Source organism: Mesonia sediminis, assembly GCF_042684705.1.
GTDB classification, from domain to species: domain Bacteria; phylum Bacteroidota; class Bacteroidia; order Flavobacteriales; family Flavobacteriaceae; genus Mesonia; species Mesonia sediminis.
Genome location: NZ_JBHULZ010000014.1, coordinates 50,097 through 65,354, shown reverse-complemented (window position 1 = coordinate 65,354; position 15,258 = coordinate 50,097). Strand labels below are relative to the sequence as shown.

General features: G+C 37.7%; 7 protein-coding genes. All 7 read left to right on the top strand.

Annotated features, from left to right (window positions below; genetic code table 11):
- Positions 1 to 5: 5 nt before the first annotated feature.
- The 7 genes from ACFSQ0_RS02885 (at position 6) to sov (ending at position 15,232) form a co-directional block, all read left to right on the top strand.
- A complete protein-coding gene (locus ACFSQ0_RS02885; RefSeq protein ID WP_379043854.1) occupies positions 6 to 1,070 on the top strand; it encodes a cytochrome c oxidase subunit II in 1,065 nt (354 codons plus the stop codon).
- Positions 1,071 to 1,104: 34 nt separating this feature from the next.
- Positions 1,105 to 2,937 carry a cytochrome c oxidase subunit I gene (locus ACFSQ0_RS02880; protein WP_379043851.1) on the top strand — a complete coding sequence of 611 codons (1,833 nt, stop codon included), beginning with the start codon at positions 1,105 to 1,107 and terminating at the stop codon, positions 2,935 to 2,937.
- Positions 2,938 to 3,005: 68 nt separating this feature from the next.
- The gene (ruvB, locus tag ACFSQ0_RS02875) at positions 3,006 to 4,028 is read left to right on the top strand and encodes a Holliday junction branch migration DNA helicase RuvB (RefSeq protein WP_379043848.1); all 1,023 of its coding nucleotides are present in this window, start codon (positions 3,006 to 3,008) and stop codon (positions 4,026 to 4,028) included.
- A 9-nt stretch (positions 4,029 to 4,037) separates the two neighbouring features.
- Complete coding sequence (queG, locus tag ACFSQ0_RS02870) at positions 4,038 to 4,967, top strand: tRNA epoxyqueuosine(34) reductase QueG (RefSeq protein ID WP_379043845.1); 930 nt, start codon at positions 4,038 to 4,040, stop codon at positions 4,965 to 4,967.
- Between the two features lie 15 nt (positions 4,968 to 4,982).
- Complete coding sequence (locus tag ACFSQ0_RS02865; RefSeq protein ID WP_379043842.1) at positions 4,983 to 7,325, top strand: NADP-dependent malic enzyme; 2,343 nt, start codon at positions 4,983 to 4,985, stop codon at positions 7,323 to 7,325.
- 96 nt (positions 7,326 to 7,421) lie between these two features.
- Positions 7,422 to 8,003: a Holliday junction branch migration protein RuvA gene (ruvA, locus tag ACFSQ0_RS02860; protein WP_379043839.1), complete on the top strand. Its 582-nt coding sequence runs from the start codon at positions 7,422 to 7,424 to the stop codon at positions 8,001 to 8,003.
- A gap of 5 nt (positions 8,004 to 8,008) precedes the next feature.
- Positions 8,009 to 15,232 (top strand): T9SS outer membrane translocon Sov/SprA, encoded by a 7,224-nt coding sequence (gene sov, locus ACFSQ0_RS02855; protein WP_379043836.1) that lies wholly within the window; start codon positions 8,009 to 8,011, stop codon positions 15,230 to 15,232.
- Positions 15,233 to 15,258: the final 26 nt, after the last annotated feature.

The following is a 15,258-nucleotide window of genomic DNA, read 5'->3' as shown; positions in this document are numbered from 1 at the left end:
ATAAAATGACTGTATTTTTAATCATATCTGTTTTAGCCTTATTGGGATTGACCTTTTGGCAAATGTCAAAAATCCTAAAATTATCGAAGCCTGTGTCTAGTGATGATCCTAGTATTGCTTCAGATAAAGACAATAAAACCCAAGCCTATTTATTGATGGCCTTTACGGTTTTCTTGTATGTTTTTATGTTTTATAATTTTTGGAATTATACAGACTTGTATCTTCCCGAAGCTGCCTCAGAACACGGGGTAGATTATGACCGACTAATGTTTATAAGTATGGGTGTTATCATTTTTGTACAAATGATTACTCAATTCTTGTTACATTATTTTGGTTGGAAATATAGAGGTAAAAAAGGCCAAAAAGCACTATTTTATGCGGATAATGATAAATTGGAATTTATCTGGACAATTATTCCTGTTATCGTATTGGCGGGCCTTATAATTTACGGATTATTCACTTGGTCTGATATAATGTTTGTCGATGAAGATGAGGATACTTTGGTGATTGAGGTGTATGCTTATCAATTTGGATGGAAAGCACGTTATTCTGGAGAAGATAATACCCTAGGAAAAGCCAATGTTCGCTTTATTGAAGGAGTTAATACGCTAGGGTTAGACGAAAGTGATCCGTACGCAATGGATGATAAAATTACCACAGAATTGCACTTGCCAGTTAATAAGAAAGTACTCTTTAAATTTAGATCACAAGATGTATTGCACTCGGCTTATTTCCCATTCCATAGAGCGCAAATGAATGTGGTTCCTGGTATGATTACTCAGTTTGGATTTACGCCAACTCTAACTACAGAACAAATGCGTACTACCGATTATATGGTAGATAAAGTTAAGGAGCTTAATGAGATTAGAAAGCAAAGAACAAAAGAGTTAGAAGCTCAAGGAGAAATGGGATTAGATCCTTATGAGTTCGATTATTACTTATTATGTAATAAAATTTGTGGGGTTTCTCATTACAATATGCAGATGAAAATTGTAGTGGAAGAAGAGGATGAATACCAAGCTTGGCTTGCAGAGCAACCAACTTTTGGTTCTACAATTGAGAAGAAATAATAATACATTAGAAAAGATATAATAGCTTATAAATATGTCAGTAAACGCAACATTAAACGCTCAAGATCAGCACCACGATGATGGTCACGGTCACCACCATAAAGAAACGTTTATTACTAAATATATTTTTAGTCAAGATCATAAAATGATCGCTAAACAGTTTTTGATTACTGGGTTTGCTATGGGATTCATAGGGATTTTGATGTCCATATTGTTCAGAATCCAATTGGCTTGGCCAGAACAATCTTTTTATATTTTTGAACTTCTTCTTGGCGATAAATATGCGCCAGATGGAGTAATGACACCAGATTCTTACCTTGCCTTAGTTACCATTCACGGTACAATAATGGTTTTCTTTGTTTTAACTGCTGGGTTGAGTGGTACTTTTAGTAACCTATTGATTCCATTACAAATTGGAGCGCGTGATATGGCTTCTGGTTTTATGAATATGGTTTCATATTGGTTGTTTTTTATATCATGCGTTATCATGATTAGTTCTTTATTCGTAGAATCGGGACCAGCATCAGCTGGGTGGACTATCTATCCTCCATTGAGTGCTTTACCAGAGGCTATTCCTGGTTCTGGTTTAGGAATGACGCTTTGGTTAATATCTATGGCAATCTTTATTGCGCAATCGCTAATTGGTTCATTGAATTATATCGTTACTGTACTTAACTTAAGAACAAAGGGTATGTCTATGACACGTCTTCCGCTTACAATTTGGGCTTTGTTTGTAACGGCTATTATTGGTGTGGTTTCTTTCCCTGTTTTATTAAGTGCCGCGCTAATGCTTATCATGGATAGGAGTTTTGGTACATCCTTCTTCTTAAGTGACATTTATATTAAAGGAGAAGTTTTAGCACACCAAGGTGGTTCACCTGTACTTTTTGAGCACTTATTTTGGTTCCTAGGGCACCCAGAAGTATACATTGTTATTCTTCCAGCAATGGGTCTGGTTTCTGAAATCATGGCAACAAATTCAAGAAAGCCTATATTTGGTTACCGGGCGATGATTGCTTCTATATTGGCCATTGCCTTTTTATCTACAATCGTTTGGGGTCACCATATGTTCGTATCAGGAATGAATCCTTTCTTAGGTTCTGTGTTTACTTTTACAACTCTTTTAATTGCGATTCCTTCTGCGGTGAAAGCTTTTAACTGGATCACCACCTTATGGAAGGGTAACCTACAGCTTAATCCGGCGATGCTATTCTCAATTGGATTTGTTTCTACGTTCATAACCGGAGGATTAACAGGAATTATTTTGGGAGATAGTACGCTAGATATCAACGTGCATGATACTTATTTTGTTATTGCACACTTCCACTTGGTAATGGGTATTTCGGCAGTGTACGGTTTGTTAGCCGGAGTATATCACTGGTTTCCTAAAATGTATGGGAGAATGATGAACAAAAACTTAGGGTATGCGCATTTTTGGATTACTGCCGTTGGAGCCTACGGAGTTTTCTTCCCTATGCACTTTATCGGTCTAGCCGGACTTCCTAGAAGGTACTACACCAATACAGCGTTTCCTTACTTTGATGATTTAGCCGATGTAAATGTACTAATCACATTGTTTGCTATTTTAACCGCATTAGCGCAACTGATATTTGTTTATAACTTTATAGCTTCTATTTTCTATGGTAGAAAAGCTACGCAGAACCCTTGGAATGCAACAACACTAGAATGGACTACGCCAGTAGAGCATATTCATGGAAACTGGCCCGGTGAGATACCAAGTGTTTACCGTTGGTCGTATGACTATAGTAAAATGAATAAGGAAGAAACAGACTATGTAATTCCTGGGCAAGATTATGTGCCACAAAACATTCCACTTCAGCCCAATGAAGATGAATTAAGTCATTAATACTTCTATCAATAAATCACAAAAGCCTTTTCAAGATTTGAAAAGGCTTTTTGTTTATCTTTGTTTTTATGAATGAGCATTTAGATCCAACCGGTGAGGGATTTTCTCCAGCCGAACATGATATAGAGAAAGCCTTAAGGCCTTTATCTTTCAATGATTTTGCAGGTCAAGAAAAGGTCTTGGAAAATTTAGCCATTTTTGTTCAAGCCGCCAACCTACGCGATGAAGCTTTAGATCATACACTGTTTCACGGGCCTCCAGGTTTAGGTAAAACCACGCTAGCTCATATCTTAGCCAATGAACTCGGAGCGGGTATCAAAATCACCTCTGGTCCCGTACTGGACAAACCTGGTGATTTGGCTGGATTATTAACCAATTTAGAGCCACGAGATGTTTTATTTATAGATGAAATACATCGCCTGAGTCCGGTTATAGAAGAATACCTCTACTCTGCCATGGAAGACTTTAAGATAGATATCATGATTGAAAGTGGCCCTAATGCACGTAGTGTGCAAATAGAATTAAATCCGTTTACTCTTGTTGGAGCAACCACTCGTTCTGGTTTATTAACTGCACCCATGCGGGCTAGGTTTGGTATTTCAAGTAGATTACAATATTATAATACAGAGCTCTTAGCCACTATTATAGAAAGAAGCGCTAGTATATTGAGAGTCCCCATTAAAACTCAAGCGGCTATTGAAATTGCAAGCCGCAGTAGAGGAACACCTCGTATAGCCAACGCCCTATTGAGAAGGGTTAGAGATTTTGCACAAATAAAAGGAACAGGTCAAATCGATTTAGCTATTGCCAAATATGGTTTAAAAGCACTCAATGTCGATGCTAATGGACTTGATGAAATGGATAATAAAATATTGACCACCATTATTCACAAGTTTAAAGGTGGCCCTGTGGGGATTACCACTTTGGCTACGGCAGTGAGCGAAAGTGCAGAAACTATTGAAGAAGTCTATGAACCTTTCTTAATCCAGCAAGGTTTTATTGTTAGAACCCCGCGCGGGCGAGAGGTAACCGAGGCTGCTTACAGGCATTTGGGTATTTCTAGGCCTAATTCGCAAGCAGGGTTATTTTAATGATTTAACATGAGCACTACCCTTCCTTATAAAAAACTTATTAAACTCGAAGCAGACCGGCTTGGGTTCATTTCTTGTGGTGTGAGCAAAGCAGACTTTCTTGAAGAAGAAGCTCCTCGTTTAGAGCAATGGCTAAAAGAGGGTAAAAATGGACAGATGGGCTATATGGAGAATCATTTTGATAAACGGCTTGATCCTCGATTGCTTGTTCCTGGGGCAAAAAGTGTAATATCTTTACTTTATAATTATTACCCTTCCGTAAATCAGAGAGATGATACCTACAAAATTAGCAAATATGCCTATGGTCGAGATTATCATTTCGTGATTAAAGATAAATTAAAAAGCTTATTTGAATATATAAAAAATGAGATCGGAGCCGTTGAGGGACGTGTTTTTGTTGATTCTGCACCAGTTTTAGATAAAGCTTGGGCTGCTAGAAGCGGATTGGGATGGATTGGTAAAAACAGTAATTTATTGGCCAAAAAAACAGGCTCATTCTTCTTTATTGCAGAATTAATTTTAGACTTAGAATTAGAACCCGATACTCCCGTAACAGATCACTGTGGTAGCTGTACGGCCTGTATTGATGCTTGCCCAACAGAAGCAATTCATGAACCTTATCGCGTAGATGGTAGTAAATGTATATCTTATTTTACCATTGAGCTAAAAGAGGAAATACCACAATCAGAAAAAGGTAAATTTGATGACTGGATGTTTGGTTGCGACATTTGTCAAGATGTTTGTCCTTGGAACCGATTTTCAAAACCCCATAATGAACCACTTTTTGATCCACACCCCGATTTGCTTGCATTTACAAAATCTGATTGGGAAGAAATAACACAAGAAACTTTTGGTAAGATTTTTCAGAAATCGGCCGTTAAACGGACTAAATTTGCGGGTCTTCAGCGTAATATCTCGTTTTTAAAAAACCAATCTTAGCAAATCAAAAAACTTATGTTTACATTTGTAGGTTCGCTAAACGAAATACAAATGAGTATACAAAACGAAAGAAAAAGACGAGAAGCTTTAGTTTATCACGCCAAACCCAAACCTGGAAAAATAGAGGTTGTGCCAACAAAAAAATACGCGACGCAGCGTGATTTAGCATTGGCTTATTCTCCTGGAGTTGCCGCTCCTTGTTTAGAGATAGAAAAAGATAAAAACAACAGCTACAAGTATACATCAAAAGGTAATTTGGTTGCAGTTATATCAAATGGTACTGCCGTTTTGGGTTTAGGAGATATCGGGCCAGAGGCCTCTAAACCCGTAATGGAAGGGAAGGGCTTATTGTTTAAGATTTTTGCAGATATAGATGTTTTTGATATCGAAGTTGATACCAAAAATGTAGATGAGTTTATACAAACGGTTAAGCATATTGCACCGACTTTTGGTGGAATAAACCTAGAGGATATAAAAGCACCAGAAGCATTTGAAATTGAACGACGCTTAAAAGAGGAGTTAGATATACCCGTAATGCATGATGATCAGCACGGTACGGCTATTATATCGGCTGCCGCACTTTTAAATGCAGTTGAGTTGGCAGAAAAGAAAATAGAAGATGTAAAAATTGTGGTGAGTGGGGCAGGAGCCGCTGCAGTTTCTTGTACTAGGCTTTATAAAGCTTTTGGGGCCCAGGCAGATAACATTGTTATGTTAGATAGCAAAGGGGTAATCCGTAAAGATCGAGAGAATTTAAGTGCCGAAAAAGACGAGTTTGCCACCAGCCGCAAAATTGATACTCTTGAAGAGGCGATGCAAGATGCAGATGTTTTTGTAGGCTTGTCTATCGCTGATATCGTTACACCAGATATGCTCTTAAGCATGGCAAAGAATCCTATTGTTTTTGCTATGGCCAATCCTAATCCAGAAATAGATTACGATTTAGCGGTAAGTACGAGAAAAGATTTGATTATGGCAACTGGGCGCAGCGATCACCCTAACCAGGTAAATAACGTACTTGGTTTTCCGTTTATTTTCAGAGGAGCATTAGATGTTAGGGCAACAAAAATTAATGAAGCTATGAAAATGGCTGCTGTTAGGGCCTTAGCAGAGCTAGCTAAAGAAAATGTTCCAGAGCAAGTCAATATTGCATACGGAGAGACCAAATTAGGCTTTGGTAGAGAATACATCATACCTAAGCCCTTTGACTCTAGATTACTTACCAAAATACCCCCAGCTGTTGCAAAGGCGGCCATGGAAAGTGGCGTTGCTAAAGAGCCCATAGAGGATTGGCAACGCTATGAAGATGAGCTTTATGAGCGTATGGGGGGTGATAATAAAATTACCCGTTTGCTTTTAAACAGAGCTAAATTAAATCCTAAACGTGTTGTTTACGCCGAAGCAGATCATTTAGATGTATTAAAAGCAGCTCAAATAGGTCACGATGAAGGCTTATGTAAACCCATTTTATTAGGAAGAAAAGATGTGATTCTTGAGTTGATGCAGGAATTGGAGTTTGAAAAAACAGATGCTGTTGAGATTATAGATCCTAAGTCTGATGAATGCAAAGATCAAGTAAATGCGTATGCCGAAGTGTTTTGGAATGCCAGAAAGCGAAATGGAATTACCTTGTATGAGGCGCAAAAATTGATGCGTGAGCGAAATTATTACGCCAGTATGATGGTAAATGAGGGAGATGCAGACGCTTTATTGTCTGGTTACTCAAGAGCCTATCCAACCGTAGTGAAACCAATTTTAGATTTGATAGGAATGGATAAAGGGGTTACTCGAATTGCAGCAACCAATTTGATGAATACTACCCGTGGTCCGTTGTTTATTAGTGATACCTCAATTAATATAGAGCCCGATTCTGAAGATTTGGCTAAAATTGCTTATATGACTAGTCGAATCGTGAAAATGTTTGGTATGGAACCTATTATGGCCATGGTTTCTTATGCAAATTTCGGGTCCTCCAAACATGATAAAGCAAAGAAAATAAAACGTGCAGTAGAGATTTTACACGACAAAATGCCAGATTTGATTGTAGATGGCGAATTGCAAGTAGATTTTGCTTTAAATCGACGCATGTTAGAAAGTAAATTCCCGTTTTCAAAATTAGCGGGTAGAAAGGTGAATACGCTTATTTTTCCGAACCTTGATGCGGCCAATTCTAATTACAAATTGATAAAAGAATTGAATCAAACCGATTCTATTGGTCCTATTTTAATGGGATTAAAAAAACCTGCACACGTACTGCAATTAGGAGCTAGTGTAGAAGAAATGGTTAACATGACTGCCGTTGCAGTTGTAGATGCACAAGAAAAAGAAAAACGAGCTCACACAGGAATACCACATTAAAATACAGGTAAAAAGCAGGTGTGTTAAACCTGCTTTTTACTTTTTGTATCCTAATTAATTTGCTACATTTGGAGCTTTAACGCTTTATTAACGTTTATGATTGCTTATTTAAAAGGTAGATTAGCCGAAAAGTCACCTACTCATGTGGTAATTGACTGCCAGGGTGTTGGTTATTTTTTACATATTTCTTTACATACCTACGAGCAACTTCCGCTTGACGAGAACGTGAAAATTTATACCTATTTACAAGTTCGAGAAGATGCGCATACTTTATTCGGGTTTATGCAGGTGCAAGAGCGTGAGATTTTCAAAAAACTCATATCAGTGTCGGGTATAGGCGCAAGTACAGCAAGAACCATGCTCTCTTCTTTATCTCCACAAGAAGTTGTTGAAGCTATAACCCAAGAAGATGTTGATGTGATTAAAAGTGTAAAAGGGATAGGAACCAAAACAGCGCAAAGGGTAATTATCGATTTAAAAGATAAACTAGGAGATCACCTTGAACATGCACAAATTTCAATGCCTCAGGGCAATAGTGCAAAGCAAGAAGCGTTATCTGCACTAGAAACTCTTGGGTATAGTGCAAAGCAATCTGAAAAAGTAGTGCAGCGCATTTTAAAAGAAACTCCAGAGTCAACCGTTCAACAAATTATAAAGCTAGCTCTAAAAAACTTATAAATATCTTGAATACAATTGCTCTAGGTAATAAAAGTAAGATTGTTGCTTTTCTGGTTTTAGGCTTGATTTTTAGCCCTAAGCTTTGGGCGCAACAAGATGCTGTGCAAGATAGCACCAAGACAGGACATCAAACGGGTAAGATAGATTTAAGTTACCCTAATAGTATTGAACAAAAATATACTTATGACCCCATTTTAGACCGGTATATTTATACTGAAAAAACTGGAGAGGTGAATGTCAATTATCCATTGGTTTTAACACGTGAGCAATATGAAAATTTGATTTTAAAAAATCAAATGAAAGAATATTTCAAGCAAAAATCTGATGCCCTAACTGGAAGAAGTGATGAGGCCAAAGAGGCACAAAAGAACTTGTTGCCCATCTTTTATGTAAATAATGATTTTTTTGAAAGCATTTTTGGGGGTAGTGAAATTGAAATTATCCCACAGGGTTCGGTTGAAGTAGATTTAGGAGTGCTATACACCAAACAAGATAATCCCTCATTATCGCCTAGAAATCGAAGTAGTTTTACCTTTGATTTTAATCAACGTATAAGCTTGAGTTTGCTGGGTAAAATAGGTAAGCGCCTCGAGATCAACGCTAATTATGATACACAATCTACTTTTGACTTCCAAAACCAAATCAAATTAGAGTACACTCCTACAGAAGATGATATAGTAAGAAAGATAGAGGTGGGTAATGTGAGTATGCCACTCACCAGCTCGCTAATGCAGGGTAGTCAAAGTCTATTTGGAGTAAAAACTCAATTACAATTTGGAAAAACTACAATAACAGGAGTTTTTTCTGAGCAAAACTCAGAACGACAGACTACAGAAATACAAGGCGGTGGAGCGGTAGAGAAATTTGAAAAATTCATACTCGATTATGATGAAAACAGGCATTTTTTCTTGGCGCAATATTTTAGAGAACATTACGATAAAGCGCTAGAGAATTATCCTTTTATAAATAGCAATGTGCAAATTACCCGAGTGCAATTATGGGTAACCAACCGAACAAACTCAACCCAAGCACTTACCGATGCCAGAAATATTGTTGCGATTCAAGACTTGGGAGAGTCTAACCCTAGAAAAGTTGGAGTTTTATTAGATGCTAATGGCAATCCGAGCAATCCGCCGGCATTTTCAAACTTTATCAATGCTCCTGCCAGTGCATTTCCTAACAATAGTAATAACGACTTTAATCCGCTGGGTATTAATGGTCCACAACAGAGTTTGTTAACCGAGGCTATTCGCGATGTAGCGAGTGTAGATCAAGGTTTTGGTGCTGTTTCTTCTCAAGTAAGTGAGGGGACAGACTACGCCAAATTAGAAAATGCACGTCAATTACAGCCATCTGAATATACTTTACATCCACAATTGGGATATGTCTCTTTAAATCAGCGTATCAATAATGATGAGATGTTGGCTGTAGCTTTTCAATTTACAGTAAACGGTCAAGTTTATCAAGTGGGTGAATTTGCAAATGATGGGGTTCCAGCTACCCAAGGGCAAACCACGGGTACAGATCCTAACGACCAAAACCAAGTGGCAGTGAGTCAAAATTTAGTGGTTAAAATGCTTAAAAGTCCTATTACGAATGTGAACGAACCGGTTTGGGATTTAATGATGAAGAACATCTATAGTTTGGATGCTTTTCAAATTGAAAAAGAAGATTTCAGATTTAATATACTTTATACAGATCCTCAACCCTTAAACTATATCAAAGGAGTGGCGAATGCCAATTTACCACCCGATGTAGAAGATAAAACCTTATTGCGTGTTTTTAATCTAGATAATTTAAACTTAAATAACGACCCTGTTCAAGACGGTGACGGATTTTTTGATTTTGTAAATGGTCTAACCATTGATACACAAAACGGTCGGGTTATTTTTACTAGTGTAGAACCATTTGGTGAGTATCTTTTCAATAAACTTGATAATACCCCAAACGGAGGTCCAGAAGATTACGAAAATCCGCTAAGTTATAACGCCAATCAAAAGAAATATGTTTTTAGGAGTTTGTACACCACTACAAAAATTCAGGCAGAGCAAGAAGAAGCCGATAAGAATAAATTTCAATTAAAGGGTAGTTATAAGTCAAGTGGTCAAGGAGGGATCCCAATTGGTGCTTTTAACGTGCCTCAAGGCTCTGTGGTGGTTACCGCAGGGGGAAGAACTTTGCAAGAGGGAGTAGACTATACGGTAGACTATCAATTAGGTAGAGTAAATATATTAGATGAAGCTTTATTGGCCTCAGATACGCCGATTCAAGTTTCAACTGAAAATAATGCGTTATTTGGACAACAAACCAAGCGTTTTACCGGCTTAGATATACAACACGAATTCAATAAGAACTTTATTATTGGAGCCACTTATTTAAACCTGAATGAGCGACCGCTAACTCAGAAAGCAAACTACAGTTATGAGCCTATAAACAATTCGATGTATGGTTTTAATTTAAACTACTCTACAGAGGTTCCTTTCTTTACGCGATTGGTGAATAAACTACCAAACATAGACACCGATGTGCCTTCTAATTTTTCTGTACGTGGTGAATTTGCTTATTTGCATCCTGGTAGTCCTAAGGGCGATAATTTTAATGGAGTCGCCACCAGTTATGTAGATGATTTCGAGGCTTCTCAAACTTCAATTTCAGTAATGAGTCCTTTATCGTGGTTCTTGTCAAGTGCACCACTAGGCTTTGGAGGAGAGCGTAGCAATAACGATTTGGCTTCTACATACAAACGTGCTCACTTATCTTGGTACACCATAGATCCTATTTTTTATACAAATCAGCGTCCTTCAGGTATTAGCGATAATGATCTTTCTTCATATGCCACCAGACGCGTATTTATAGATGAAATTTTTCCCGATACCGATATTGTTCAGGGGCAAACTCAGGCTATTTATACTTTAGATTTAAACTTTAATCCGCAAGAGCGTGGCCAGTATAACTTTAATCCGGCTGCGACCGATAATACACTTCCTAATCCCAAAGAAAATTTTGGAGGAATAATGCGTGAGATTACGACTACAGATTTTGAACGATCTAATGTAGAGTTTATCGAATTCTGGGTGATGGATCCGTTTATTTATCAAGAAAATGCCAGCATCAATGAAGGATTGATTACCCTTAATCTGGGAAATATTAGTGAAGATATTTTAAAAGACGGTAGAAAGCAATACGAAAACGGATTACCAGTAGACGGATCAACAGATAATACCCTAGAAACGGCGTTTGGAAAAGTGCCAAGTAACCAATCTTTGGTTTATGCTTTTGATACAGAAGGTCAGCAAAGAGTAAATCAAGACCTTGGTCTTGACGGTCTAGACGATACCGAAGAAAGTCTGCAATTTCCGCAATTTGCTGGACTAGAAGATCCTGCGAACGATAACTATGAATTTTATTTAAGTGCTACGGGAAATATTTTAGAGCGCTACAAAAAATATAACGGTTTGCAAGGTAATAGTCCCACAGAAGTGGGGCAGAACAATAGAGGTAGAACTACAGTACCTTCTGTAGAAGATATCAATCGTGATAACACCATGAATACTATAGACAGTTACTTTGAGTATAAGGTTCCTGTTTTTAGAAATATGAGTGTAGAGAATAACACCGCAAGTTTTGCTGGGGTTGACTATGATTATATTACCGATGTAAAGACCTTAACCACTACTTTGCAAAACGGTAAACAAATGGAAGTGCGCTGGGTACAGTTTAAGATACCCTTACGCACCGAAAGTCAATTTGCGGTAAATGGTATTGCAGACTTGCGCTCTATTCGTTTTATGCGAATGTTCCTTAGCGGATTTGAAAAGGAGGTAACCTTAAGATTTGGAAGTTTAGATTTGGTACGCGGTGATTATAGACGCTACAACCAAGCCGTGGTTCCCGACGGTACCGATCCAGAAATTACTACCGGAACTACATTTGAAGTAACCGCTGTAAGCAAGGAGCAAACTTCAGATTATGTAACACCACCAGGAGTTGTACGAGAAGAATTAATCGATAACAATCAGCGCGTGCGAGAAGACGAGCAATCCATGTCTCTGGTAGTTAAAAATTTAAAACCCAATGATTCTCGGGCGGTTTATAAGAACTTTCAGATTGATATGCGTCAATTTGAAAATTTAGAGATGTTCTTGCATGCCGAGTCGTTACCCGCCCCAGAACCCACTTTATTAGATGGAAAATTATCGGCTTTTATACGTATGGGTACAGATTTTACCGATAACTTTTATCAAGTTGAGATTCCTCTTACGGTAAGCGACCTAAATTCAACTGTACCTAGAGATGTGTGGCCCATAGAAAATGACTTAAAACTCCCCCTAGCTTTATTGCAGCAAATAAAATCATTGGTTATAGGAAACCCTAATTTTAACCCAGGACAGCTAAATTATTTCAATAAAGACCTGCAACCTATCACCGGGAATACTTCTGGAGAGATGAAGGTAGGTATAAAGGGGAATCCAACTTTTGGCGATATACGTATGTTGATGCTAGGTTTAAAAAATACCGGAACAACACAGGCTAGTGGTGAAGTTTGGTTTAACGAGTTACGTCTTTCTGATATGAAAAATGAAGGTGGCTGGGCCGCAATCGTAAATATGGATACCAATCTAGCCGACTTCGCCAGTGTAAGCGCTACAGGTAAGCGAAGCACTGTTGGTTTTGGTAGCATAGAACAAGGGCCTAACCAGCGTAGTAGAGAAGATGTGAAACAATATGATGTTGTAACCAGCTTAAATATGGGACAATTACTGCCCAAAAAATGGGGTGTAAAAGTACCATTTAGCTACAGCCGTGGGGAGGAATTAATCACTCCTCAATTTGATCCAGAATATTTAGATTTAGAATTAGAGACGCTGTTAGATAATGCTACACCCGAACGCAAGCGCGAATTGCAAGAACGAGCCGAGGATTATACAAAGCGTCAAAGCGTTAGTGTTATTGGTCTACGAAAAGAAAGGCAGAATCAAGATAAAGTACCGCTTCCTATTGATGTAGAAAATTTCACCTTTTCAGGAACCTATAATCAAGAGGATCATCGTGATTTTGAAATAGCAGAAGCATTAAGCCAAAATGTTAACGTAGGTGCAACTTATGAGTACGCACCACCAAAAGTTGCAGTAGAGCCTTTTAAAAACATTGCCGTTTTAGATAGTAGTGATTACTATCAGCCGCTAAAAGATTTCAATTTTAATTTATTACCTACTAGTTTATCCGCTTCAAGCACCATTTTGAGGCAATATAACGAACAACGATTTAGAGAAATCAATCTGCCACCAGGTTCTTTAGGTTTGCCAAAGTTATATCAGCGCAATTATACATTCGACTATCAATATGCTATCAATCATCAATTGACTAAATCCTTAAATTTTGTACTCTCGGCAAATACCAATCGAATAGTGCGTAATTATATAGATGAAGAAAACAGGCAAGACAATAGCGTTGGGGTTTGGGATGACTTTTTTGCCATCGGAGATCCAAATAGCTTTAACCAAAATTTACAAGTAAATTATGAGTTGCCTTTTGAGAAGTTTCCATTCCTTAAATTTTTAAGGGCAACCTATTCTTATACGGGTAATTTTCAATGGCAACGCGGATCTCAAATCTTACGAGATTTACCCGGTATCCCTGATTTAGGAAATACCATACAAAATGCTAACACCCACCAAATAAATGGTACGGTAGAAATGGGGACTCTTTACGATTATATAGGTTTAAAGAAAAAAGGCGGGAATAGTAATAAGTCTGCAATCAACATGAATGCGCGTCCGGCTAACGCTCTCGGGTTTTCAAGAAGTGGAGGCACAAATGCCGCAAATACAGATGATGAGGAGTTGAGCTTTGGTGACCGCGTTTTAAATACAGGTATAGATGTTGTGACTGCTTTAAAACGTCTTACCTTTAATTATCAAGAAACCAATGGTATGTTTTTACCAGGTTATACTAACGATATCGGGTTTTTAGGCACCTTAAAACCCAGTGCAGGTTTTGTTTTTGGAGGTCAAAATGATATTCGTGAGCGCGCAGCTAGAAGGGGTTGGCTTACCACATATCAAGAATTTAATGAGCAATATACAGAGAATGAAACACGCAATTTGGGTGTTCAAGCTAATATTGGTTTGTTGCCAGGCCTTACCTTAGACTTAAACGCCAATAGGGTTTATTCTGAAAATTATGCCGAAAATTACCGAGTAAATCAAGACGATTTGCAATATAGATCGCTGGCTCCCAATAGCTTTGGTAATTTTAATATCTCTACTATTATGATTAGCTCGGCTTTTTCTGAAAGTACCAAAGAGCGATCAGAAGCATTTGAACAGTTTAGGGAGAATAGACTTGCCGTTGCTAACCGTTTGGCACGTAAAGCCGGTATAGATTTGTCAGATCCAGCCAACATTAACCAAGAAACCGGGTTTCCTAAAGGATTTGGAAGAACTAGTCAGGCGGTGCTGTTACCTTCCTTTCTATCGGCTTATACCGGTAAAGATGCTCAAGATATTAGTTTAGGTGCCTTTAGAGATGTACCTTTGCCTAACTGGACTTTAAAGTACACGGGTCTTATGCGCATTAAATGGTTTAAAGATACTTTTAGAAGATTTACGCTTCAGCATGGATATACTTCGCTGTACAGTATAAATCAATTTCAAAGTAATTTAGATTATGATAGAACCAATCCGTACAGTGTAACCAATCTAGACCAATCAGGAAATTTCAAAAATCCGTTTTTAATTTCAAACATTAATTTAAGTGAGCAATTTTCACCTTTAATTAAGGTTGATATGGAGTTGAAAAATAGCATTAAGCTTTCAACTGAAATCAGAAGAGATAGACAGCTTTCTTTGAGTTTTGATAATAACTTATTAACCGAAGTGCAAGGAAATGAATATATATTTGGTTTAGGTTACCGGGTTCAAGATTTAAGCTTTACCACAAAGGTAGGAGGTAACAACCGAATTATTAGAAGTGATTTAAACCTTAAAGCCGATATTTCTTTTAGAAGAAATGAATCTATCATAAGGTATTTAGATTTTGCTAATAGTCAAACCACGGCGGGTCAGGATTTGTGGAGTGTATATTTTATGGCAGATTATGCTTTGTCAAAAAACTTAACGGCCATATTTTACTATGATCATACTTTTTCGCAGTATGCTATCTCTACTGCTTTTCCTACCACAACTATACGTTCGGGTATAACCCTTCGATACAATTTCGGAAATTAAAAAAACACAACTATAAATTAAATCAG